Raw genomic sequence first — 22,201 nt, 5'->3', positions numbered from 1 at the left:
TTACTCACAGTCAAAATCGATGTCGAGCACTTTGAGACCATAGTTCTTTGCATCATAATTAAAATGCCACCACTCGGTACGAATAGGTGAGAAGCCAAATTTTTTCATAACAGACCATAGCTGCTTTCTATTTGCAGTTATGGTCTCATTATGTGGATGATCTATATGTGCGGCTTTGCCAAAAAAGTCATAGTCACTCCCCATATCTAGCGGAGTACCATCTAGCTTAACAATAGTCATATCTATGGCAGCGCCACGATTATGTATGGAACCACTACCATATGGATTTCCTACGTATCCTGGATTAGGGTATATCTCCCACATCTTTTTCTGTACAGATAATGGCCTGTAGCAATCATAAAGTTTTATCATGTAGCCTAGCTCACAGAAGTAATTATTTGCATCAACAAGCGCCTCGGCAACTTCTGGTATGAGTAAGCACTGCACACAATCATACACCGTCTGTTTTAAAAAATTATCATCTGTCGCATATCGTACATCATATGTAAAAGTGGAGTCAAACTGGTCTATATTTACCAGCGGACTTTCATCATTACTTTGGAAGGTCAGAAAAAAAAGGGCCGATACTACTAAAAAAAGCGTGCGATACATTCTCATACTGGAAAATTACGATTAATTTGGTTTTTTTCACGCTTTCGCGAAAGCGTAATTTCATAATACTACATCTTACATGATAGATTTACCTCAAATAAAGACTAAGAGGCTTGCAGTACACCTCACTACAAATGCCGAAAAACTTGTAAAACAAGGGCATCCGTGGATTTTTGAAAATAGTATCGCAAAGCTTAATAAAGCTGGGAGTTCTGGTGACATCGCTATTCTTTTTGATAATCGATCTGATAAAGTATTTGGAATAGGATTGTATGATCCAGATTCTCCTATACGAATAAAGGTTCTCAGTAATGTGCCGGCAACCATAAATGAAGAGTTTTTTAAAACTAGAATAAAGGAAGCATTCTCCTTGAGAAAACAACTATTGAGAACAAACACCAATAGTTATCGTCTCATCTTTGGCGAGAATGATGGTTTCCCAGGGCTCATTGCAGATGTTTATGACGATGTCATTGTCGTAAAAATTTACAGCGCCATTTGGTTTCCATATCTAGAAGAAATATTACCTGAGCTTATTGAAACCTCAAAAGCAAATACGATGGTATTACGCTTAAGTCGAAACGTGGCCAAAGGTAAATCACATGGGTTTACAGATGGACAAGTGATTTATGGAACGCTCAAAAAAGAAGTAGTTCGTTTTGTGGAACACGGTGTGAAATTTTCGGCAAACGTGATTCATGGGCATAAAACAGGTTACTTTCTAGACCACCGTAACAATAGAAAAAGAGTAGGAGACATGGCAAAGGGTAAGACTGTGCTAGATGTCTTTAGCTATGCTGGAGGATTCTCTGTACATGCACTTGCAGGAGGAGCAACAGAGGTGTTGAGTCTTGATATTAGTGCTCAGGCATTACAGGTTGCTCTAGATAATGGTAAACTCAATAAGCATGCTGGTAATCATAAAATTCTTGCTATAGATGCCTTTGTTGGTTTACAGCAACTTATAGATGAAGGTGAGAAGTATGATATCGTTGTGATAGACCCACCAAGTTTTGCAAAGAGCGCAAAGGAAGTAAATACGGCTAGAAATAGCTATGCTAGACTTGCTCAATTAGGAACCAAACTAACAGCCAAAAAAGGGATGCTTGTACTAGCTTCTTGCTCTTCTAGAGTAGAAGCAGAGGCATTTTTTGATATCTGTGAACTCAATATAAAAAAGGCAGATCGCAAGTTTACGGTTGAAGGTAAAACCTACCATGATAGCGATCATCCTATTAGTTTTCCTGAAGGAGCATATCTTAAATGTGGTTATTATAGATTAAATTAATTAAGTTATGGTTTTGAGATTTTTAGTGCTAGTTATTTGTTTCTCGTTTTTCTCTTGTAAAAAGGAGAAACCTCTTGTGCAAACAAGTATTGAAAAGCTCGTTCTTATCCCAATTCCAGATCAGATAGTTGCAGAGGATTATGGCTTTTTATTTGATCAGGAAACTAGAGTGATGAGTGATACATTGCCAGAAGTGCAAGCAATTGCCACGCAGTTTAAAAATCTTTTAAAACAAACACCTTTTCCATTAACACTAGATAATGAAGTAGATGAAAATGTAGTTTCATTTAATATTGTGTCTAGTGATAGTATACCTTCCCCAGAGGGATATGCACTTGCTATAAATAATAAGAGATTGTCGCTTGCTGGGTCAACACCTAGTGGTGTCTTTAGGGGTATGCAAACGCTATTGCAAGTTTTACCAGATGCTCTTATTGCAGGAAAGCAGATTGATAGTCTAGTCATCCCAGGACTAAAAATTGTAGATGCACCGCAGTACGAGTATAGAGGTATGATGCTAGACGTTGCACGTCACTTCTTTACCGTAGATGAAGTAAAGCGTCTCATTGATCAAATGGCATTTTATAAACTTAATAAATTACACTTACACTTAACCGATGACCAAGGGTGGCGTATTGAGATCAAGTCATGGCCTAAACTTACGGAAATAGGAGGGAGCTCGTCTGTGCGTAATGAACGCCCTGGATTTTATACTCAAGAAGATTATAAATCGATTGTAGCTTATGCTCAGTCAAAATTTATTACGGTGATTCCAGAGATTGATATGCCTGGACATACTAATGCAGCACTGGCATCTTATCCCGAGCTCAACTGTAATGGTAAAGTCACAAAGCTGTATAAGGGAATGCGTGTAGGTTTTAGCACCTTGTGCGTAGATAAAGATATTACATACACATTTGTAGAAAATGTGATAAAGGAAATAGCAGCAATGACCCCTGGGCCATATATACATCTAGGAGGTGATGAATCTCACGTCACTTCAAAAAAGGATTATAATATATTTCTCAATAAAGTGTTTCCAATAGTTAAGAAGTACAATAAACACGTAATAGGCTGGGAAGAGATAGAAAGTGCTGGTGTAGATAGCACTTACATAGTACAACACTGGCAAAGAACCACTACCGCATCGCGAGGACTTACTCAAGGTGCAAAAGTTATTTTATCTCCTGCAAAGCGTATGTATCTTGATATGAAATACACAAAGAAGTCTCCTATAGGACTTACTTGGGCCGGAACGGTTGAGTTAGATAGCGCTTATATCTGGAATCCATCACAAATTTTTAAAAATGTTCCTGTCTCACAAGTGTTGGGTATTGAATCTCCTTTGTGGTCTGAGACTATAAAATCCTCTGATGATATTGAGTATCTTGCTTTTCCAAGACTCATAGGTCACGCCGAATTAGGCTGGAGTAACCCCAGTAATTATAATTGGGATTCTTATAAGAAGCGATTATATAAGCATTATAAGAGAATGGATATACTAGAGATTAACTATTATAATTCTCCAATACTCGAAACTAAAATCAAGCTGTAGTTTTTTTTATCTTATATTCTTTCTGCTGTTCTATAGCCCATGTTACCGCCTCATTTAAGTCAAAGAATTTTTTGATTTTAGACTTAAAGAAAAGGCGTTCTATAAGGATATCAGATTTTTCTTTTTCATTATATGAGACTACAGCAAACGCACTAATAGAATTGCGAGCCTTAAAAAACTTCAGCCAATCTTGAGGCACTAAAGAATACGAGTGTATACGGTTAGATATGTATGCTACCTTGTTATTTTTACCGTAATGGTTTTCGGCTAGATTGATAAGTTCTTGAGCCATATTCCAGTCAAAGAGTAAACCTTCATTGATTTCTGAGATAATAAAATCTTCAAAAAAATAGTAAGTCCCTGTTTTTAAGATATAAACATCTTCTAATACGTTGTTGAGGTTTGATTCTGATACTAGCATAATACAAAGATATACTATTGTCTAAAATCAATAGTGAACAATAGAATTTTGTAATCATATCAATCCATAAAGCCATCTTTTAAGTCGATTAACTACTCAAATTGAGTAGTTTAAAAACCTATTCACAACCACTAGTGAATCCTGTAGCATCAAAAGAAGTTTGAACTAGACCATCTTGCCCGCCATTAATTACTTGAATCACAAGGTTATTCATACCACTTCCATCACGTTTAGGGCTGCAGTATTCAAACAAGTAAAAACTATTTGCTTGTCCTGCTACTCCACTAGAAATATCATTAAATACAGATTCTAGTTCTGCTGCATTAGATGCAAATACACTTTCTGTCTGTCCTATTTTAGAAAGTATGCCTTCATCTATCTCTGAGCCAAGACCTATAGTAAAGAAGCTAACGTCATCATCTGCATTAGAAACTGCATCTACTGCCTCTTCTTCTGTATATCGAGCTGCCTGATCTGTTCCATCAGTAAAAATTACGACAGAGGCTGCTGCAAATAGATCTTCATTTTCAGAGACATCAATAATATTATCTGCAATCTCCGCAGCTTTAATTACGGCACCATACAAATCTGTAGATGGATCATTACTTATATCTTCTGTAATTCCATCTATAGCTTCTTGAAGCATAGCTGCACTGGTAGTTAGAGGTTGTAGTTCATGAAGTACATCTTCTCCATCAAACCAGTAAATAGCCATTTTAAAAGAATCTGTAGGGATTGCTGGCATCACATTAGATATAAAACTGCTTGACGCTTGCTTAAGTTCTTGTAAGCTTGTGCTCAAGACACTATTACTTAAATCTAAAACTAGTAGTGTGTTATTTGAAAATATTTGAGCATTTGGAGATATTGCTCCTGATGCTTCAGAGTTTGAAATTTCATTATAACAATCATCATTACGGCCTTGCTCAAAAATTGTAAAATTAGAAGGTGTTAATCCTGCTACGGGACTACCGTCGCTGCCATTTACTTTAAAGAAAACAGATACCTTAGAAGGTAATGTGGTAAAAGATTCTTGTATGGTAATATCAAGCTCTTGGCTTCCTAAGTTGAGACAGTCTATATCTGTTGTGCTATTTCCATCATCGTCTCTTGAGCTACAAGAGAAAGATAAAGAGGCTAGGACAAAAAGAGCAAGTAATGCACGTAGTTTCATAAGTATTCATTTGTTTGATGTGGTTAGAACGCATTACATTTCAATTTATTTCTTAATATGTTGTAATGAACAATAAATTTTGCCAACTGATATATCGAGCTATAAATTTCAAATATTTTATCTTTGGATGCGTTAGGTTGTTGTTACGCTTTCGCGAAAGCGTAATTTTAATCAACAATGGCATACTTTATGGTAAATATGCATAGAAGCCATAACTCTAAAATGTTACATCGACTCACTTACTATTTGAAAAGCACTTTCCTCATATCAATTAAAGCTCTTCCATTACTAGCCTTACTCTTAGTATCTCTAAGTGCACAAGCTCAAATAGATGCGCCAAGTGCTTCTATAGAAATTAAGGGAAAGCAGCCTAATGATGTGCCAGCGCCTGTGTTTATAGCACCTATGGCAAGAAAAAAGAGTAGTGATGTACAATCTGGTTCTCTTATTTTTAAAAGTAAAATAAAACTTAAAGATCCTTTTAAATCAAATGAGAAAAGAGAGATTAACTTTATGGAAGGCACCGACTTTGCCGAAAAAACTTATACTGCTCTTGAAAACAAGATGAATAATTCTCAAGAAAAAGATATAGAAAAACTTCGTCCAGAATATTTTAGAAATCAAAATTTAGGAGACTTTAAAAGCGGATCTAAATTTGTAAATTTCACTTATAGAGACCACGGTGCAATAGATGGAGATCTAGTGAGCGTGAGTGTAAATGATACCATTGTGCATCCTAGAATATTTCTTGAAGGTCAGTTTCAAGGGTTTTATCTAGATCTTAAAAAAGGGTTTAATAAAATAGAAATTAAGGCACTTAATCAGGGCTCTGTAGGAGCAAATACCGCACAGTTTGTGATGTATGATGATATGAAAAAAGTAATATCTTCAAACACTTGGTTTCTAGCATCTGGTTATACGGCAACCGTTGTCATTGTAAAAGAAAATGACTAGTCTAAGCTTCTTCAAAAGATTGCATCGAGACTAGTTTGTGATACATTCCCTTCTTATCAATAAGCTCTTGATGTTTTCCTTGCTCTACAATTTCTCCTTTTTGCATGACCACAATTTCGTCTGCATTTTGAATAGTAGAAAGTCTGTGAGCAATTACAATAGAAGTTCTGTTCTTCATCATATTTTCTAGCGCTTTCTGCACGAGACGCTCACTCTCCGTGTCTAGTGCTGAGGTAGCTTCATCTAAAATCATGATAGGAGGATTCTTAAGAACCGCTCTAGCTATTGAGAGACGCTGCTTTTGTCCTCCACTCAATTTATTACCACTATCACCTATATTAGTATCAAGTCCCTTAGGGAGGTCTTGTACAAACTCCCAAGCGTTGGCAATTTTTAATGCATCGATGATTTCTTGATCTGTGGCGTTCTCTTTACCTAGATTTATATTGTTGCGTATAGTGTCATTAAAGAGAATAGCGTCTTGAGTGACTAACCCCATGAGGTTACGTAGAGATTTTTTAGAAATATCTTTTATATCTGTATTGTCTATTTTTATGTTTCCTTCATTAACGTCATAAAAACGAGTAACTAGATTTGCAATTGTACTTTTTCCAGAACCAGATTGACCTACAAGTGCTACAGTATGTCCTTTCTTTACATTAAGTGTAAAGTTCTTTAGTACACTTTCCTCATCATACTTGAAAGAGATGCCCTCTAAATTTATACGACTGTCAAATGTATCTTTACTAATCGCTCTAGGGTTGTCTTTTATAGTTGTTTCAGTTTCTAATACTTCTAGAATACGAGCGGCAGCAGCGTCTCCCTTTTTAACCGAGTAACTAGCCTTTGCAATAGATTTTGCAGGGGTTAAAATTTGATATGCTAATCCCATATAAACAATGAACTGAGCTCCATCTAGTCCTCCAGAACCATCTAACACCATATTGCCGCCGTACCATAATAAGATTCCGATTACTGTAATTCCCAAAAACTCACTTACGGGAGATGCTAAGTTTTGCCTATGTGTAAGAGTATTGCTGTATTTTTCAAAATTAGTAGTAGAGGTTTGAAACTTAGTTTCCATTCTATCTTCGGCTGCAAATCCTTTTATAATTTTAAGATTGGCTAGTGTTTCTTCTACTAGAGACAAGAAATATCCCTGTTCTGTCTGTACTTGACCTGATTTCTTTTTGAGGCTTTTTCCAATTTTAGAAATTATAAATCCAGCCACAGGTATGAAAATAAATACAAAAAGAGTCAGTTGTGCACTCATAAACAACATAGTACCTATAGCAAAAAGAATAGTAAGAGGTTCTCTTATAAAAAGCTCTAGTATTGATAAGAAAGAATGTTGCACTTCAAGAACATCAGACGTGATTCTTGCAATAGTATCTCCTTTCCTTTTTTCTGAGTAGAAACTTAAATTAAGATTGACGATACGGTTGTACATCTTATTACGGATGTCTTTAAGAACTCCATTCCTTAGATAGGTGATGAAGTAGTTTGCTAAGTATCCAAAGACATTTTTTAATAAAAAGGTTGCAATTACAAGTCCAACCATTATACCTAATACATACACGTCACCATGCAGATCAGTTTGCGTATTGATAAAATAGTTAAGAGAGTCATCTAAAAAGCTTTTAAAACTGCTGGAAGATTCAAGAGTAGGTTTTATTCTCACAGGGTCTACTTGTTTAAGTAGCACTGTAAGCATAGGTATAAGCGAAACGAAAGCTAGCGTACCAAAAAGAGCATATAAAATATTAAACAAAATATTTAAAAATCCGTATTTCTTATAAGGAATGGCAAACTTGAGAATCTTCTTAAAATATTCCATAGAGGGTTTCCGCTTGCGCGAAATTTTGAATTATTTAAACGCCTAATGCATTTTTTATACCAGCAAGACGTTTATCTAATGAAGCAGAAATTGTGTCATACTCATTTAACGAAGCTAGTGGAGCATTTACACTTATATAAAACTTTACTTTAGGTTCTGTGCCACTTGGTCGCGCGGCAACTTTGCTACCGTCTTCTGTATAAAAGATAAGTACATTAGACTTTGGAACATCAATGGTAGTGGTTTCTCCAGTAATAAGGTCACGACTTATAGATGATTGATAGTCCTCTACACGTATCACCTTACTTCCATTAATTTCTTTCATAGGCTCAAGACGAAGATCTTTCAGCATTTGTTTGATTTCTGCTGCGCCAGATTGTCCTTTTTTTACAAGAGCAATTAATGTTTCCTTGTAAAAACCGTGTTTTACGTACAGTGTTTTAAGTTTTTCAAACAGTGTTTGTCCTTCTTCTTTTGCCTGCGCAGCAATCGTACAAGCGAGTAGGGTAGCGGTTACAGCATCCTTATCTCTTACAAAGTCACCTACCATATATCCAAAGCTTTCTTCACCACCACCTATAAAGTGTTGGTTAGGATAATCTTCAATCATTTTGGCAATCCATTTAAAGCCTGTAAGTCCTGTTTTGCATTCTACATCATATGCTGCTGCAAGAACATCCATCATAGGTGTAGATACGATGGTGCTTCCTATAAATGGTGATGAGTGTTGATCTGCACTTTCGCGAAAGCGTTCTAATAAATAATCTGTCATTAAGATCATGGTTTGATTACCATTTAAAATGGTAAGCTTGCCATCATCTCCTCTCACAGCAATCCCTAGTCGATCACAGTCTGGGTCTGTGCCTATGACAATATCTGCTTTTTTTTCTTCTCCTAGTTCAAGCGCCATTTTAAGAGCAGCAGTTTCTTCTGGATTAGGAGAAACTACAGTAGGGAAGTTACCATCTGGTACTTCTTGTTCTTTTACAATGTTAAGAGTGGTAAAACCAGCTTGTTTTAATGTGTCTGGCACGAGTGTGATTGAGGTACCGTGTAACGAGGTGAAAACGATATTTAAGTTCTCCTTTACTTCATTAGTAAGGCCAAAAGATACATTTGCAACACTTGCATCTACAAAGGCTTTATCTACCTCTTCATCTACAAGTTCAATAAGGGAGTCATCTCCTTTGAATTTTATAGCGCTAAAATCAAGCGCTTCAATAATAGCTATTATTTCTGCATCTTGTGGTGGTACCAGCTGTCCACCGTCTTCCCAGTACACTTTGTAACCGTTATATTCTGGCGGGTTGTGACTTGCAGTGAGTACAATACCACACTGGCAATCTAGATGACGCACAGCAAAACTTAATTCTGGTGTAGGTCTCAGGTCAGAAAATAGGAATACTTTAATCCCATTTGCCGAAAATACATTTGCAACCACCTGAGCAAGTTCTTTACTGTTATGACGGCAATCATAAGCAATAGCGACCTTTATTTTTTTGTCAGGAAACTGTTTGTGTAGGTAGTCAGATAGACCTTGAGTGTTTTTTCCCAAGGTATATTTATTAATTCTGTTAGTTCCAGCTCCCATGATACCGCGCATACCGCCAGTACCAAATTCTAGATTTTTATAGAAACTATCTGCAAGCTCATCTGGATTGTGAGCGATATTTTCTTTAATGGCTTGTTGAGTTTCCTCATCAAAGGTCTCTGTAAGCCATGCATTTGCTTTTTCTAAAATAGCGGGATCGTGGTATACCATAAGAATGTATGTTGTTTACTAACAAAAGTACGATTTTGTTATAATTTATAAAGCTCACTACGAGGGATGTCTACGTGTTGAGTTATGTATTATAAAGTCTCTTTAATATTGTATCTCTTTTTATCACGTTTTGATCTTAGTACGAGTTCGCCTAAGAAGCCAGCAATAAATAGTTGAATACCCATAAGCATCGCAACAAGTGATATATAAAATTGTGGTCTCTCTGTAATCAGTCTGCCCGCTCTATGAAAGAATACTTTATCTATACCTAAGTATCCGGCAAATCCAAAACCTATTACAAACATTAGTACGCCTAGTGCTCCAAAAAGATGCATAGGTCGCTTTCCAAAACTTCCTAAAAACCAAATCGTGAGTAAATCTAAGAAGCCATTTAAAAAGCGTTCCATACCAAATTTAGTCTCACCATACTTACGAGCTTGATGTTGTACTACTTTCTCACCTATGTTTGAAAACCCTGCATTCTTAGCAAGTACGGGTATGTAACGGTGCATCTCACCATATACATCTACAGTTTTGATGACCTCTTTTTTATAAGCTTTTAAGCCACAATTAAAGTCGTGTAGTTTGAGTCCGCTTGTTTTCCTTGCCGCTGCATTAAATAGTTTGCTAGGTAAGTTTTTTGCAATTACAGAGTCGTAGCGTTTCTTTTTCCATCCTGAGACCAGGTCATACTTATCTTCGGTAATCATTCTGTATAAGTCTGGAATCTCCTCTGGATTGTCTTGCAAATCTGCATCCATAGTGATAATTACATCACCTTCGGCAGCTTCAAAACCTGCATGTAAGGCTTGAGATTTACCGTAGTTACGGTTAAAGCGAATTCCTTTGATGTTATCACGCTTTCGCGAAAGCGTTTCAATCACCTCCCAAGAAGCATCTGTACTTCCATCATCTATAAATAGGATTTCATAAGAAAAACCATTGGTTTCCAGAGTTTCTGAAATCCAATGGTGTAGTTCTTTAAGTGATTCTTCCTCGTTGAGAAGAGGTATGACAACAGATATTTGCATAAATAATTTTTAAGCGTCTGCGTATGGGTTTTCTTTTTTCATTATTAATCCTCCTATTAAAGAGATAATAAATCCAAAAAATAATGACAACATGATCGCAATAGGAATCATAAAGCCAATTTTAGTAAAAGGTTCTTGAAAAGAAATAGTCTGATCAATTTGTGAGTCTGTCATATCTGGGTACATCTCAATCATTTGAGTGCGGATTGCATCAAGCGCTAACTCTGAGTAGTTAGGTTCGAGAACTTGAGTAAGTACGAGAACCCACAGTGCACCTAAAAGTGCTGCTATAAGTGAAACTCCAAGGCCAATTTTAATCGCTTGTCCAAGTTTTAAAAAGCCACCGTTACTTTCTTTAAACGCTTTTAAAGCTAGAATAATAACGACTACAGTCATTACAAAATTGAGAATTCCTAATGACCAGTGAGGGGCAAGGAAGTTGTCTGTCACGTATAGTATTACATTAAAGAGAATAGCTAGTATACCTAGTACTAGACCAAATTTGAGCATTACATCTTTTGCAGATGTTGGTTTGTCTTCTAATATCATAATAATGGTTGTTTTGGTTATGGTCAGTTAGTAGACAAATATACAATATCGTTACACCGAGCGTAGAAAAATCGTAACTTCGTGAAATAGGTAATTTTTATTTTAAAAAATAGTTGCTCATTTTTAAAATTTATGTAAATTTGCACCTCGAAAAATAGAATAATTTTTAAGTACGATTATAATGAAAGCAGATATACACCCAGAAAATTTTAGAGTAGTAGCATTTAAAGACATGTCTAATGAAGAGGTGTTCTTAACGAAGTCTGCTGCAGATACTAAAGAAACTATTGAGATCGAAGGAACTGAGTATCCTTTAATAAAATTAGAAATTTCTAGAACTTCACATCCATTCTATACAGGTAAAGCTAAGCTTGTAGATACAGCTGGACGTATTGATAAGTTCAAAAACAAATACGCTAAGTTCAAGAAGTAATTTCTTGTTCTTATCAAGTACAAAGCCTCCTTTTATGGGAGGCTTTTTTTGTTTGTTACAACTCATGTTTAAAAGCTGTTTGATTTTCTTATTAGAGTTGGTGCTGAGCCTATTAGCTCTTCATGTAAATAGCAGTTCCTTGCTTACTATCCCATCTTATAAGAAGTTAAGCGCAAGCATGAATCAATTGTACTAGTGGCGCTCATTGCATTGCTTCTAGTTATTAAGTAGTTTTCTACACATTTTTATAGAATCTGTAATTATTATAGGAGTGATAAACCACTACAAATCCTTAAATTTGCAACCTTTACAATAGCAGATAACTATGTTTGATAATTTAAGTGATAAGTTAGATAAAGCCCTACACGTACTCAAAGGTCACGGTAGCATTACGGAAGTAAACGTTGCAGAGACACTTAAGGAAGTGCGTCGTGCTCTTATAGATGCAGATGTTAACTTTAAGACTGCAAAGGAATTTACAAACCGTGTTAAAGAAAAAGCTTTAGGATCTGATGTATTAACGACCCTACAACCAGGGCAGTTAATGGTGAAGCTTGTAAAAGATGAGCTTACAGAATTAATGGGAGGTGATGCAGAAGGAATTAATCTTTCTGGCACTCCATCTATTATCTTAATGTCAGGTTTACAAGGTTCTGGTAAGACAACCTTTTCAGGTAAGCTTGCAAACTTCCTTAAAACCAAGAAAACAAAGAAACCTTTACTAGTTGCCTGTGATGTATATCGTCCAGCGGCTATTGATCAGTTACACGTAGTAGGAGATCAGATTAAGGTAGATGTATATTCTGATCGTGATGAGAAGAATCCAGTAAAGATTGCTCAAGATGGTATCGCTTTCGCGAAAGCAAACGGTCACAACGTAGTAATCATTGATACAGCAGGTCGTCTTGCTGTAGATGAGGTGATGATGAAAGAAATTGCAGACGTTCATGCTGCAATACAACCACAAGAGACACTCTTTGTAGTAGACTCGATGACTGGTCAAGATGCTGTAAATACAGCAAAAGCCTTTAATGATATTCTTAACTTTGACGGGGTTATCCTTACAAAGCTAGATGGAGATACAAGAGGTGGAGCAGCAATTTCTATTAAATCTGTAGTAAACAAGCCTATTAAATTTATAGGTACAGGGGAGAAAATGGAAGCGATAGATGTATTCTATCCTTCACGTATGGCAGATCGAATTCTTGGAATGGGAGATGTTGTATCACTTGTAGAGAGAGCACAAGAGCAGTTTGATGAAGAAGAAGCTAGAAAGCTTCAAAAGAAAATTGCAAAAAACCAATTCGGTTTTGATGATTTCTTAAAGCAAATCCAGCAAGTAAAGAAAATGGGTAACATGAAGGACCTAATGGGAATGATCCCAGGTGCCGGAAAGATGCTCAAAGATGTAGACATTGATGACGATGCATTTAAGCATATAGAGGCAATCATTCACTCCATGACGCCTGGTGAGCGAGAAAATCCTACTACGATTAACGCAAGTCGTAAAAAGCGCATAGGGAAAGGATCTGGTACCTCGGTACAACAAGTAAATCAGTTACTCAAGCAATTTAATCAAATGAGTAAGATGATGAAAATGATGCAAGGAGGCGGAGGCCGCAAGATGATGCAGATGATGAATCAAATGAAATAACAATATCCTTAAAAGGCACCCATAACGGGTGTCTTTTTAATTTATATGAATACAAACTAAACCATAACGCTATTACCTATGACTATTCTTGACGGGAAGAAAACTTCAAACGACATTAAAAACGAAATCAAAGCCGAAGTTGATAAAATGAAAGCAAACGGTGAGAAGGTGCCTCATCTTGCTGCAGTTATTGTAGGTAATGATGGAGCTTCTCTTACATACGTAGGAAGTAAAGTGCGTGCCTGTGAGCGTGTAGGTTTTGAGTCTACCATGGTGCGCATGACAAACATGACTAGCGAAATTGAATTGCTAGACAAAATTGAGGAACTTAACCAGAACGAAGATATTGATGGTTTTATAGTGCAGTTACCATTACCTCCTCAAATCGATACTCAAAAAGTATTACTAGCAGTAGATCCAGATAAGGATGTAGATGGTTTTCACCCTACAAACTTTGGAAAGATGTCTCTTGATATGAGTACATTTATCCCTGCAACGCCATTTGGTATTCTTGAGCTTATGGATCGCTACGGTGTAGAGACTAAGGGAAAACATACCGTTGTTATAGGACGTAGCCACATTGTAGGTAGACCTATGAGTATATTAATGGGGCGTAAAGGCTTCCCAGGAAACTCTACTGTTACCTTAACACACAGTCATACTAAGAATATAACGCAAATTACATCACAAGCAGATATCATTATTACTGCACTAGGAGTTCCTGGATTCCTTAAAGCCGAAATGGTAAAAGATGGAGCTGTAATTGTAGATGTGGGGATTACTCGTGTACCAGATGAAACTCGTGAGAGAGGTTATTATATTACTGGAGATGTAGACTTTGAGCCTGTAAGTAAAAAGTCAAGTTTTATCACGCCAGTACCAGGAGGAGTAGGGCCTATGACAATAGCCATGCTGCTTAAGAATACTTTACTAGCTCGCGAGCGTCACAGAGCGATGTCTAAGAAAAAATAATTAAGCATGCTTTGCGGCTCCAAAGAAAATAGGAATCGCGATCATGAGCATGCTCATAATACCTAGGATAGTAATAATCCAGTTATATCGTTTACCAATGAGTCTTGATAATACATATAACAAAGTTGTTGCAACCCCTAGAATAAGTGGAATCCCAGCAACTGAAGCTGCGTTCTTACCTAAAGTGCCATAATCGCCATAATAGAGCATTGCGGTGCAGATAATAATAAAACAGCCCAGAGTGATTAAGTTCCACTTTGGGCTGTTCTTTTTTTGTTTAAAACTCATATTATTTGATGACGTTTACATCTGTAAAGTATAGTCTAAAGCTACCATCTTCACTCTTGTGGTCAGTAGCTATAGAAAGCCCTTCGATATTTTTGTATCCTTCAAAAGTTGTAACCATAGAAGGTTCGGTAGCATTTCCTTTTCTAAATACCCATTCAGTAATTACATAGTCATCGCCATAGTAGAAGTCGTAGGCGTCTCCTGGTGTGTAACCTCCTTCATTTCCGTACAGAAGAGTAAGTTTTTTAGTTTGCTTTCGCGAAAGCGGACTCATAACACTGTCGGTTACTTTTATTGAAGTTCCTTCATCCCAAACAAGTTGATAAGGAGCAAGAAGCCAGTATTTATCATTTATAAACCCTTGGTCTGCTTGCATAGAGGTGCTGTCTACGGTAGCACGATTATAAGAAATGGTATCTCCAGCGGCAATCATAGTCACATCATTTGTGACTGGTTTCCAAGACCATGAACGACTTGCTACAGTAGCACCGTTGCGATCTACATTAAATGTAAAGTCAAGTTGTTTTACATCTTTCCAGTTTGCTAGACCGTTTGCATAAGCAACTTTTTCTGCCTCTGTGGTTGGTGTGAATGTAGCTTCAACTTCGAGTTTATTCGTATCTTCTGTAGTTGTGGTATTCTCCTCTTTACAGCTTAGGATAATTAGAGAAGATGCAAGAAGCATTAAGTATAATTTCATAGTGTTATTTTTGAGTTACAAAAATAACTAAAAAAAAGCCCTGTATAAGATTATACAGGGCTTTGCTATATTTATTATAGATTACTGTACTACAAGAACGTTGTCTGTAGATGTCTTGTTAAGTGGGCAGAAGTAAACATACTCACCTTTAGCAAGTTTTGTAACGTTTGAGGTTCCTGTTGTGTTGTTAGGTACTACTGCAGTTACATAAGCAGTTTTGATGTGATTTTCTGGATTAGAAATATCTTTTCCTTTAGGTACTAACACAAAACCTACATCTGTACCTACATTGTTATTTGCAATTGAAAACGTGTAAGTTCCTTCACTTACTACTATTTGCTTTTGAGTAAACTCTCCTTTAGTTTGCTCTAATGCGATTACTTTGTTTGAGCTCTCCTTCATCCTTTTATCTTGCGCCTGTGCAGAAAAAGAAACCGTTAAGATAAGTACGAAAATTGAAATTATTTTTTTCATTGTATTGGATTTTGAACGTAAATGTTTTTTTAAAAATCAGTTTAGTAATTTCATGGTGGTTATAGTGATCACTAAAGCTTTACCATTTGAAATTCTTATGCTCGGTTGGACGGAGCTTTATGGGAACACTTACATCTTAGTAGAGATAATTTTGTAATTAAGTAGTAACTGGTTGTAAGTCAATTATAAATAGAACTTTTTTTTGTGCTGAGTAATCCAAATACAATCTTTCTAGCGTATATCATATTATATAATGGTTCTTAAATGTGTTGAGTCATTTAAGATTGATAAATAGATTACCGCAAGTTTCCCAAATAAATCCCTCATTCTGAAATGCGTTTTGAAGAACAATTCTTCAAAACGCATTCTTTCTTAATATGAGAAACAAAAAAAAAGCCTCTCCATTTTGGAAAGGCTTTTTTTTTAAAATTTTTGATGCGATTAATCTACTGCATCTTCTACGTCATCTACTGCATTTTCTACTGCGTTTCCTACTTTTTCGCCAGTAGTTTTTTCTCTACAGCTTGAAAATGAAAGTGTAAAAATTGCGATTGCTGCTAGTGTTAAAAATTTCTTAGTCATTGTTTTATGGTTTATTGATTAATTTGTTTTTATAACTTTTTTCCGGTTGCTAGCCTGTAGAGAATGCCTACTACGGCCAATACAAGTAAAATGTGAATTAAACTTCCTACTGCATCTCCAAATCCAAAGTATCCTACGAGCCAGCCTACAATTAGGAGAACTACAATTAGGGATATAATATCTCTCATAACAATTGGTTTTATAGTTATTTGAGAATAAAAGTAGATGGATTACTGAGATCCAGATGTTTGCTTAACGATATTTAACAATGTATTCTTAATAAATTGACAATTTCCCTGGAGACGTTGGGGAAATTTATCTTGCTAGTTTTGACTTGTCAACTGTAACGACCACTTTTTAAATCCTGCCTCAAGCTTATGAGCTTTATGTGCTAGTTGTTGTACACTATGACAGCGATTGCGGTAAAGGACTTCGAGCTTTTTACAGAGTTTAGAAAGTTGGCTTACTCGCTCCTCTATATGCTTTTGAAAATAAAGTTTTTTTGAATAGTCGGCAGTTACTGCCGCTTCGGCAATAGACATAGGTAATGATAGCGCTGTGTGCGAAATAAATTCAGATAGATTTGTGGCAAGTTCTTTTTCTGAAGGACAGTTTAAAATACTGTGTTGCAAATTTCCATTAGACAGCTTTCGCGAAAGCGTAAAAAGATCCATAGCCTCATTGTATAAAGCGTGACGCTTCATATCAAAAGATTGCTTAAACTGTGGTTCTTGAACTATTTTCATCGTAAAGTAAAAATACAATCAGAATACTTATTGTAAATTTGGTTTATTAAGCAGAATGCTATTTTTGCTTTAAGAATATTGTATTATTAACCTTGAAGTTTAAATTATATGGTAGATGCACTTAATAATCGTATTTTAAAATGTTTGCAAGAAAATGCGAGACAGTCTAATACTGCAATTGCTACACAAGTAGGAATAAGTTCGCCAGCTGTAGGAGAGCGCATAAGAAAGATGGAAGATGCAGGGATAATACTAGGTTATAAGGCAGAAGTCTCTGAGGAGGCTTTGGGGTATCAACTCAAAGCAATTATTACGATAAGAGCTTTTATGGGGAAGTTGAAACCTTTTTTAGAAAACGTAAAAGGATGGGAAGAGGTAGTGAATTGCTATCGTATTACAGGTAATGAAAATATTGTGATGGAAGTCGTGTTGCGTAATCAAAAACACCTTGAGCAATTTATAGATAGAGTGATATCGTACGGGGAGTCAAAAACGCAAATAGTGCTTTCTCACGTAGTTGCTCAAAATCCTATTCTTAAATAGCAAAGCAGCTTAATTTTTTAAGCCTTCGTCCTCACTATCCTCCCAGTCATCATCATCATCTAGATTATTTAAAAATGTGTTTGGGTCTATATTCTTAAGTTGGGCGGGATCATCAAAGTTTACACCTGGGGGATTAAAGAGTCCCCATCTATCAATAATATATTGAGTAGCATCAAAGTTCTGAACCCAGCGAGCAAAAATAGGTCTAAGCATTTCAATTGCATCTCCTAATAAATCGAGATATTCAACATCCTTATAGCCAGAGGCTAGTAAACCTTTTGAATCCTGAATGATTTCTCTAGCCGCCTTTCTTACTACTGTAGCATTTTCCATTTTGAGGTCATAGAGATCTACTCCGTGAGCAGTGGCTATGGCAGATGGAATAAGAATCGCATTATCCATCATTTGTTGTGTATATCGCTGGTAGAGCGCTTTTTTATATTGAGAGTTAGGATTGTTGTCCTCTAGCTTAATACCTTCTATGATATGCTCTACAAGATGAAGAATTACAACGCCTTGTCTAAAAACAGGGAGCTTGCGCCATTCATCTATTCCGCTTTCATAGTGATTGTTTTCATCTTCGGTCATAAGGATTTATAAGAAGTTGTTTATGTGGTCGTTACTTACTATTAAATATAGTTAGAGATACATAATTGCATGTAAAACTAAATATTTTATAATAGTTTAAAATTAGTAATTAATGTACTTCACTACTTCTCGTTGAGTAGGTAGAAATCACCGTTTATAGGTTGCTAATTTCTGAAATATAACTGCTGTTGCATTCTTCATGCAACGGATTAATAAAAGTCATTATTACCTTTAACTTAGTAGCTATTATAGGCTGCATTTTTAAATAAGTTTAAGTGGTTACTAGGTATGTCCTCTAATGGTAAAAGCGCTGTAGAAAAAAATCCAAATATTTCTGCTTTTGTCTTTATAGGAACTCTATCAAATTATGCTATTTTTGTCTATGCAAAATAACGTCCTCATATTAGACTTCGGGTCTCAATACACGCAGTTAATAGCACGTAGAGTGCGAGAATTAAATATATACTGCGAGATAAAACCATTTAATAATCCCCCAAAAGATCTTTCTTCTTACAAAGCTGTAATCCTCTCGGGATCGCCGCATTCTGTAAGAGGAGAAGATGCACCGCATCCAGATCTTTCAGAAATAAAAGGTAAAAAACCTCTTCTGGGAGTTTGTTACGGAGCGCAATACCTTGCTCACTTTTATGATGGTGAGGTAGGACAATCTAATACTCGTGAGTATGGACGAGCAAAACTCTCTGTAGTAGACGAAGGAGAACTTTTTTTAGAAGGTGTTTCTGTAGGAAGTCAGGTATGGATGAGTCATAGTGATACCATAAAGAAATTACCAGAAGGAGCAAAACGTATCGCATCTACACACGATGTAGAAAACGCTGGATACAAACTAGAGGGAGAAGAAACTTATGGGATACAGTTTCACCCAGAAGTATATCACTCTACAGACGGAAAGCAGATTTTAGAAAACTTCTTAGTGAAAATTGCAGGAGTTGAACAAACATGGACGCCTGATGCCTTTGTAGATACTACGGTTGCAGATCTAAAAGCAAAGCTAGGTGATGATCGCGTTATTCTAGGACTCTCTGGTGGTGTTGATAGCACAGTAGCCGCTACATTACTTCATAAAGCTATAGGAAGAAATCTTTACTGCATTTTTGTAAATAATGGATTGTTACGTAAGGACGAGTATACGCAAGTGCTTAAACAGTACGAAGGTATGGGTCTTAATGTAAAAGGTGTAGATGCTTCGGCACGTTTCTTGGAAGCCCTAGAAGGTGAGAGTGATCCAGAGACTAAGCGTAAAGCTATAGGACGCGTTTTTGTAGAAGTATTTGATGACGAAAGTAAACTTGTAGAAAATGCAAAGTGGCTTGGTCAAGGTACTATCTACCCAGACGTTATTGAATCTGTAAGTGCAACAGGAGGACCAAGTGCAACTATAAAATCTCACCACAATGTGGGAGGATTACCAGATTATATGACGCTTAAGGTTGTAGAGCCTTTGAGAATGTTATTTAAAGACGAAGTTCGTAGAGTAGGAGCGAGTATGGGATTATCACCTGAGTTACTAGGTAGACATCCATTCCCTGGTCCTGGACTTGCGATTAGAATTCTAGGTGATATTACTGCCGAGAAAGTGCGCATTTTACAAGAAGTAGATCATATATTTATAAGTGGTCTTCGCGATTGGGGATTATACGATCAAGTATGGCAAGCAGGAGCGATGTTATTACCTGTAAACTCTGTTGGAGTGATGGGTGATGAGCGCACTTATGAAAAATGCGTTGCACTTAGAGCTGTGGAGAGTACAGATGGAATGACCGCAGATTGGGTAAATCTTCCGTATGAATTTTTACAAAAAGTATCTAACGATATAATTAATAAGGTAAAAGGCGTTAATAGAGTAGTCTATGATATAAGTTCTAAGCCACCCGCTACAATTGAGTGGGAATAAATCTAAACTATGAAAAAATATATTACCGTAATTGCGATTATTGTTTTTAGCGTTTTCGCTAAAGCGTGCTCAACACCAGCAGCTACAATAGCTAGCAATACGGCAACTGTTCAAAAGTTTGTTTCTCACCAAGTGAAAGCTGGAGAAACTCTCAAGGACATAGCCTATAAGTTTGGCATTACCGAAACAGAAATTACTAAGCTCAATCCAGACGCTCGTGAGGAGGTTTACGAAGGATTGGTGTTAATTTTACCATCTACAGCAACTGCTGATAGAAAGTCAGATAGTGTTACTCAGGATAACCTAAAGTTTAAAACACACAAGGTGAAACGCAAGGAAACACTTTATAGCATCTCTAAAAAGTATGGTGTTTCTCAAGAAGTGATAAAACGTTTTAATAAGTCTTTATATAGCGAAGTGTTACGAAAAGGTGATAAACTTCGTATACCTGTCAACTATAGCGAAAATAGTGTTACAGATGCAGTAGTAAATGTGCCGCAAACGCAAGTAGCGTATATAACGCACAATGTAATTGCAAAAGAGACTAAATACGGTATCGCTAGAAAGTATGGAATTACTATAGCAGAGCTTGAGAGTACAAATCCATCACTTAGAGATGGACTTAAAATAGGCGATGAGCTTAAAGTTCCTAAAGCAAATTTTGCAAAAAGCACCATCATAGATAATGATGAATATGCCTTTTATGAAGTGCAAAAAGGAAACACTTTGTACAGTTTATTACGCATTTTTAAGCTAGAGGCAGATGAGTTAATCGCACTAAATCCAGCATTAGACGAAGGTCTTAAGGAAGGAATGATCCTCAAAGTGCCTAAGGGAAGTCCAGGTTCTGGTACCCCAACGCAAGCCGTTGCAGAAAACCAAGGAAATCCTGACGTTACTATTCTAGAAGGTGAAAAAGGATCTCTGGTTAATCAATTAACGGATTTCTCTCCTAAACGTGTAGCTATAATGCTTCCATTTGGTGTAGGCCGTGTAAATACGGGTAATACAGAGGTAAATGAAAATCTACTTAGAGATGATCGTATCCTTAGACTATCTCTAGATTTATATAGTGGAATGCTCATGGCAGTCCAAGATGCTAAAAAAGTAGGTATAACCACAATTGTTGACACCTATGATACATCATATAATCGTAAAGATGGCCCGGCAACAAATGCACGTAAAGTAGAAACCATTATTCAGTCTAATGATTTTTCAAGTGTTAATGCAGTAATAGGGCCACTTCTAGGTAATAACATAGATAGAGCGTCGTCACTACTTAACGCACGTAAGATACCAGTAATCTCACCTAGGTCTAACAAAGTAGCTGGTGGAAATAACATTTTTGTATCAAGACCAGAAGATAATCTTTTAAGAAAAAAAATGCTTTCTTATCTAAAAGCTAATGGATCAGGTAAAAACATTGTTGTAATAGCAGACAAGAAAAACAGTACTACATTATCAAAGATAAAGGCGATTTTTCCCAATTTAAAGACGGTAACACCTCGTTCTAATGATAAAGGATATTTCTTGTATCCAGGAGATATTCCAGCACAACTTTCTAGCGAACTAGAAAACTGGGTGATTGTAGAGACTAATGATGTTCCTTTGATTAGTAGTGTTACTACGAGTCTCAATGGACAATTAGGCACTATGAAAGTAGTAATGTTTACTACAGATAGGGGTAATGCTTATGATAGTGATGAGATACAACATGATCACCTAAAGAATCTTGCTTTTCATTTTCCATCTGCCGAGAAAGAATATAAGTACAGTAAAGCAAAAGCATTTATTGATAGTTATGAAACCATGTATGGAGTGAGTCCAAGCGAATCTGCAATAAAAGGATATGATTTGATGTATGACACTTTGCTACGCCTAGCATACTCATCAGATTTGTACGCAGCAGCAGCGACTGGTGTAGAGACAGACTATGTAGAAAACAAATTTAAGTATAGCTCTAGAGCTAAAGGAGGCTTTTCAAATAGCGCGGTGTATCTTATGAAATATACAGATACATTAGAACTTGAAGAAGTACCTTTTGTAGAAGACTAATTTGATGAAATTGAATTGTATTAAAAAAGGGATTGACGCAAGTCAATCCCTTTTTTAATTGTTAGAAT

The 22,201-nt window shown here is 36.3% G+C and carries 23 protein-coding genes; 9 read left to right on the top strand and 14 right to left on the bottom strand.

Annotated elements, in window-relative coordinates; all coding sequences use genetic code 11:
- A complete protein-coding gene (locus tag KRODI_RS00280; RefSeq protein WP_013749556.1) occupies window positions 1-618 on the bottom strand; it encodes a M15 family metallopeptidase in 618 nt (205 codons plus the stop codon).
- A gap of 73 nt (window positions 619-691) precedes the next feature.
- On the opposite strand from KRODI_RS00280, the gene KRODI_RS00275 reads away from it, so the two are divergent.
- Both KRODI_RS00275 and KRODI_RS00270 read left to right on the top strand, forming a co-directional pair.
- Window positions 692-1,900, top strand: coding sequence for a class I SAM-dependent rRNA methyltransferase (locus tag KRODI_RS00275; protein WP_013749555.1), 1,209 nt, complete (start codon window positions 692-694; stop codon window positions 1,898-1,900).
- A gap of 76 nt (window positions 1,901-1,976) precedes the next feature.
- Entirely contained in the window at window positions 1,977-3,455 is a 1,479-nt protein-coding gene (locus tag KRODI_RS00270) for a family 20 glycosylhydrolase (RefSeq protein ID WP_237699371.1), read from the top strand.
- Here KRODI_RS00270 and KRODI_RS00265 read toward each other — a convergent pair.
- Together KRODI_RS00265 and KRODI_RS00260 are read right to left on the bottom strand one after the other, a co-directional pair.
- Window positions 3,445-3,876: a hypothetical protein gene (locus tag KRODI_RS00265; RefSeq protein WP_013749553.1), complete on the bottom strand. Its 432-nt coding sequence runs from the start codon at window positions 3,874-3,876 to the stop codon at window positions 3,445-3,447. The two genes, KRODI_RS00270 and KRODI_RS00265, sit on opposite strands and share 11 nt — an antisense overlap.
- 118 nt (window positions 3,877-3,994) lie before the next feature.
- Window positions 3,995-5,050, bottom strand: a complete 1,056-nt coding sequence (locus KRODI_RS00260; protein ID WP_013749552.1) for a vWA domain-containing protein — start codon at window positions 5,048-5,050, stop codon at window positions 3,995-3,997.
- Between the two features lie 246 nt (window positions 5,051-5,296).
- Between KRODI_RS00260 and KRODI_RS15015 the strand changes: the two genes are divergently transcribed.
- Complete coding sequence (locus KRODI_RS15015) at window positions 5,297-6,004, top strand: hypothetical protein (protein ID WP_148235977.1); 708 nt, start codon at window positions 5,297-5,299, stop codon at window positions 6,002-6,004.
- 1 nt (window position 6,005) lies between these two features.
- Here KRODI_RS15015 and KRODI_RS00250 read toward each other — a convergent pair whose 3' ends face one another.
- The 4 genes from KRODI_RS00250 to KRODI_RS00235 form a co-directional block, all read right to left on the bottom strand.
- Window positions 6,006-7,841, bottom strand: coding sequence for an ABC transporter ATP-binding protein (locus KRODI_RS00250; protein ID WP_013749550.1), 1,836 nt, complete (start codon window positions 7,839-7,841; stop codon window positions 6,006-6,008).
- A 34-nt stretch (window positions 7,842-7,875) separates the two neighbouring features.
- Window positions 7,876-9,603: a phospho-sugar mutase gene (locus tag KRODI_RS00245; protein ID WP_013749549.1), complete on the bottom strand. Its 1,728-nt coding sequence runs from the start codon at window positions 9,601-9,603 to the stop codon at window positions 7,876-7,878.
- An 89-nt stretch (window positions 9,604-9,692) separates the two neighbouring features.
- Complete coding sequence (locus KRODI_RS00240; protein WP_013749548.1) at window positions 9,693-10,634, bottom strand: glycosyltransferase family 2 protein; 942 nt, start codon at window positions 10,632-10,634, stop codon at window positions 9,693-9,695.
- Between the two features lie 9 nt (window positions 10,635-10,643).
- The gene (locus KRODI_RS00235; protein WP_013749547.1) at window positions 10,644-11,183 is read right to left on the bottom strand and encodes a DUF4199 domain-containing protein; all 540 of its coding nucleotides are present in this window, start codon (window positions 11,181-11,183) and stop codon (window positions 10,644-10,646) included.
- 181 nt (window positions 11,184-11,364) lie between these two features.
- Between KRODI_RS00235 and KRODI_RS00230 the strand changes: the two genes are divergently transcribed.
- The 3 genes from KRODI_RS00230 to KRODI_RS00220 all read left to right on the top strand — a co-directional run bounded on the left by KRODI_RS00230 (window position 11,365) and on the right by KRODI_RS00220 (window position 14,242).
- Window positions 11,365-11,616 (top strand): type B 50S ribosomal protein L31, encoded by a 252-nt coding sequence (locus tag KRODI_RS00230; protein WP_013749546.1) that lies wholly within the window; start codon window positions 11,365-11,367, stop codon window positions 11,614-11,616.
- A gap of 325 nt (window positions 11,617-11,941) precedes the next feature.
- Window positions 11,942-13,270 (top strand): signal recognition particle protein, encoded by a 1,329-nt coding sequence (gene ffh, locus KRODI_RS00225; protein ID WP_013749545.1) that lies wholly within the window; start codon window positions 11,942-11,944, stop codon window positions 13,268-13,270.
- A 78-nt stretch (window positions 13,271-13,348) separates the two neighbouring features.
- On the top strand, window positions 13,349-14,242 hold the full coding sequence (locus KRODI_RS00220; RefSeq protein WP_013749544.1) for a bifunctional 5,10-methylenetetrahydrofolate dehydrogenase/5,10-methenyltetrahydrofolate cyclohydrolase: 894 nt from the start codon (window positions 13,349-13,351) through the stop codon (window positions 14,240-14,242).
- Here the strand turns inward: KRODI_RS00220 and KRODI_RS00215 are convergent, their stop codons facing one another.
- From KRODI_RS00215 to KRODI_RS00195, 6 genes are all read right to left on the bottom strand, one after another.
- On the bottom strand, window positions 14,243-14,530 hold the full coding sequence (locus KRODI_RS00215) for a hypothetical protein (protein ID WP_013749543.1): 288 nt from the start codon (window positions 14,528-14,530) through the stop codon (window positions 14,243-14,245). It abuts the gene before it with no gap.
- Between the two features lies 1 nt (window position 14,531).
- Window positions 14,532-15,230, bottom strand: a complete 699-nt coding sequence (locus KRODI_RS00210; protein WP_013749542.1) for a hypothetical protein — start codon at window positions 15,228-15,230, stop codon at window positions 14,532-14,534.
- 81 nt (window positions 15,231-15,311) lie between these two features.
- Window positions 15,312-15,704, bottom strand: coding sequence for a cupredoxin domain-containing protein (locus tag KRODI_RS00205; RefSeq protein ID WP_013749541.1), 393 nt, complete (start codon window positions 15,702-15,704; stop codon window positions 15,312-15,314).
- 441 nt (window positions 15,705-16,145) lie between these two features.
- Window positions 16,146-16,286, bottom strand: coding sequence for a hypothetical protein (locus KRODI_RS15635; RefSeq protein WP_013749540.1), 141 nt, complete (start codon window positions 16,284-16,286; stop codon window positions 16,146-16,148).
- A 29-nt stretch (window positions 16,287-16,315) separates the two neighbouring features.
- The gene (locus KRODI_RS15500) at window positions 16,316-16,474 is read right to left on the bottom strand and encodes a lmo0937 family membrane protein (RefSeq protein ID WP_013749539.1); all 159 of its coding nucleotides are present in this window, start codon (window positions 16,472-16,474) and stop codon (window positions 16,316-16,318) included.
- Window positions 16,475-16,609: 135 nt separating this feature from the next.
- A complete protein-coding gene (locus KRODI_RS00195; protein WP_013749538.1) occupies window positions 16,610-17,032 on the bottom strand; it encodes a hypothetical protein in 423 nt (140 codons plus the stop codon).
- A 108-nt stretch (window positions 17,033-17,140) separates the two neighbouring features.
- Between KRODI_RS00195 and KRODI_RS00190 the strand changes: the two genes are divergently transcribed.
- Window positions 17,141-17,575: an Lrp/AsnC family transcriptional regulator gene (locus tag KRODI_RS00190; RefSeq protein ID WP_013749537.1), complete on the top strand. Its 435-nt coding sequence runs from the start codon at window positions 17,141-17,143 to the stop codon at window positions 17,573-17,575.
- 9 nt (window positions 17,576-17,584) lie between these two features.
- On the opposite strand, the gene KRODI_RS00185 is transcribed toward KRODI_RS00190, so the two are convergent.
- A complete protein-coding gene (locus KRODI_RS00185; protein ID WP_013749536.1) occupies window positions 17,585-18,163 on the bottom strand; it encodes a hypothetical protein in 579 nt (192 codons plus the stop codon).
- Window positions 18,164-18,545: 382 nt separating this feature from the next.
- On the opposite strand from KRODI_RS00185, the gene guaA reads away from it, so the two are divergent.
- On the top strand, window positions 18,546-20,078 hold the full coding sequence (guaA, locus tag KRODI_RS00180; protein WP_013749535.1) for a glutamine-hydrolyzing GMP synthase: 1,533 nt from the start codon (window positions 18,546-18,548) through the stop codon (window positions 20,076-20,078).
- Window positions 20,079-20,087: 9 nt separating this feature from the next.
- Window positions 20,088-22,133, top strand: coding sequence for a LysM peptidoglycan-binding domain-containing protein (locus tag KRODI_RS00175; protein WP_013749534.1), 2,046 nt, complete (start codon window positions 20,088-20,090; stop codon window positions 22,131-22,133).
- Window positions 22,134-22,201: the final 68 nt, after the last annotated feature.

The sequence above is a fragment of the Dokdonia sp. 4H-3-7-5 genome (genome assembly GCF_000212355.1).
GTDB lineage: Bacteria > Bacteroidota > Bacteroidia > Flavobacteriales > Flavobacteriaceae > Dokdonia.
This window is presented reverse-complemented; position numbering and strand designations above follow the sequence as displayed.

Excerpts from the sequence above, each read along its gene's own strand:
- KRODI_RS00220 (WP_013749544.1), top strand. The coding sequence starts at position 13,349 with ATGACTATTCTTGACGGGAAGAAAACTTCAAACGACATTAAAAACGAA.
- KRODI_RS00250 (WP_013749550.1), bottom strand. The coding sequence starts at position 7,841 with ATGGAATATTTTAAGAAGATTCTCAAGTTTGCCATTCCTTATAAGAAA.
- KRODI_RS00240 (WP_013749548.1), bottom strand. The coding sequence starts at position 10,634 with ATGCAAATATCTGTTGTCATACCTCTTCTCAACGAGGAAGAATCACTT.
- KRODI_RS00210 (WP_013749542.1), bottom strand. The coding sequence starts at position 15,230 with ATGAAATTATACTTAATGCTTCTTGCATCTTCTCTAATTATCCTAAGC.
- KRODI_RS00190 (WP_013749537.1), top strand. The coding sequence starts at position 17,141 with ATGGTAGATGCACTTAATAATCGTATTTTAAAATGTTTGCAAGAAAAT.
- KRODI_RS00195 (WP_013749538.1), bottom strand. The coding sequence starts at position 17,032 with ATGAAAATAGTTCAAGAACCACAGTTTAAGCAATCTTTTGATATGAAG.
- KRODI_RS00175 (WP_013749534.1), top strand. The coding sequence starts at position 20,088 with ATGAAAAAATATATTACCGTAATTGCGATTATTGTTTTTAGCGTTTTC.
- KRODI_RS00235 (WP_013749547.1), bottom strand. The coding sequence starts at position 11,183 with ATGATATTAGAAGACAAACCAACATCTGCAAAAGATGTAATGCTCAAA.
- KRODI_RS15635 (WP_013749540.1), bottom strand. The coding sequence starts at position 16,286 with ATGACTAAGAAATTTTTAACACTAGCAGCAATCGCAATTTTTACACTT.
- KRODI_RS15500 (WP_013749539.1), bottom strand. The coding sequence starts at position 16,474 with ATGAGAGATATTATATCCCTAATTGTAGTTCTCCTAATTGTAGGCTGG.
- KRODI_RS00230 (WP_013749546.1), top strand. The coding sequence starts at position 11,365 with ATGAAAGCAGATATACACCCAGAAAATTTTAGAGTAGTAGCATTTAAA.
- KRODI_RS00185 (WP_013749536.1), bottom strand. The coding sequence starts at position 18,163 with ATGACCGAAGATGAAAACAATCACTATGAAAGCGGAATAGATGAATGG.
- KRODI_RS00215 (WP_013749543.1), bottom strand. The coding sequence starts at position 14,530 with ATGAGTTTTAAACAAAAAAAGAACAGCCCAAAGTGGAACTTAATCACT.
- guaA (WP_013749535.1), top strand. The coding sequence starts at position 18,546 with ATGCAAAATAACGTCCTCATATTAGACTTCGGGTCTCAATACACGCAG.
- KRODI_RS00260 (WP_013749552.1), bottom strand. The coding sequence starts at position 5,050 with ATGAAACTACGTGCATTACTTGCTCTTTTTGTCCTAGCCTCTTTATCT.
- KRODI_RS00280 (WP_013749556.1), bottom strand. The coding sequence starts at position 618 with ATGAGAATGTATCGCACGCTTTTTTTAGTAGTATCGGCCCTTTTTTTT.
- KRODI_RS00245 (WP_013749549.1), bottom strand. The coding sequence starts at position 9,603 with ATGGTATACCACGATCCCGCTATTTTAGAAAAAGCAAATGCATGGCTT.
- ffh (WP_013749545.1), top strand. The coding sequence starts at position 11,942 with ATGTTTGATAATTTAAGTGATAAGTTAGATAAAGCCCTACACGTACTC.
- KRODI_RS00275 (WP_013749555.1), top strand. The coding sequence starts at position 692 with ATGATAGATTTACCTCAAATAAAGACTAAGAGGCTTGCAGTACACCTC.
- KRODI_RS00205 (WP_013749541.1), bottom strand. The coding sequence starts at position 15,704 with ATGAAAAAAATAATTTCAATTTTCGTACTTATCTTAACGGTTTCTTTT.
- KRODI_RS00265 (WP_013749553.1), bottom strand. The coding sequence starts at position 3,876 with ATGCTAGTATCAGAATCAAACCTCAACAACGTATTAGAAGATGTTTAT.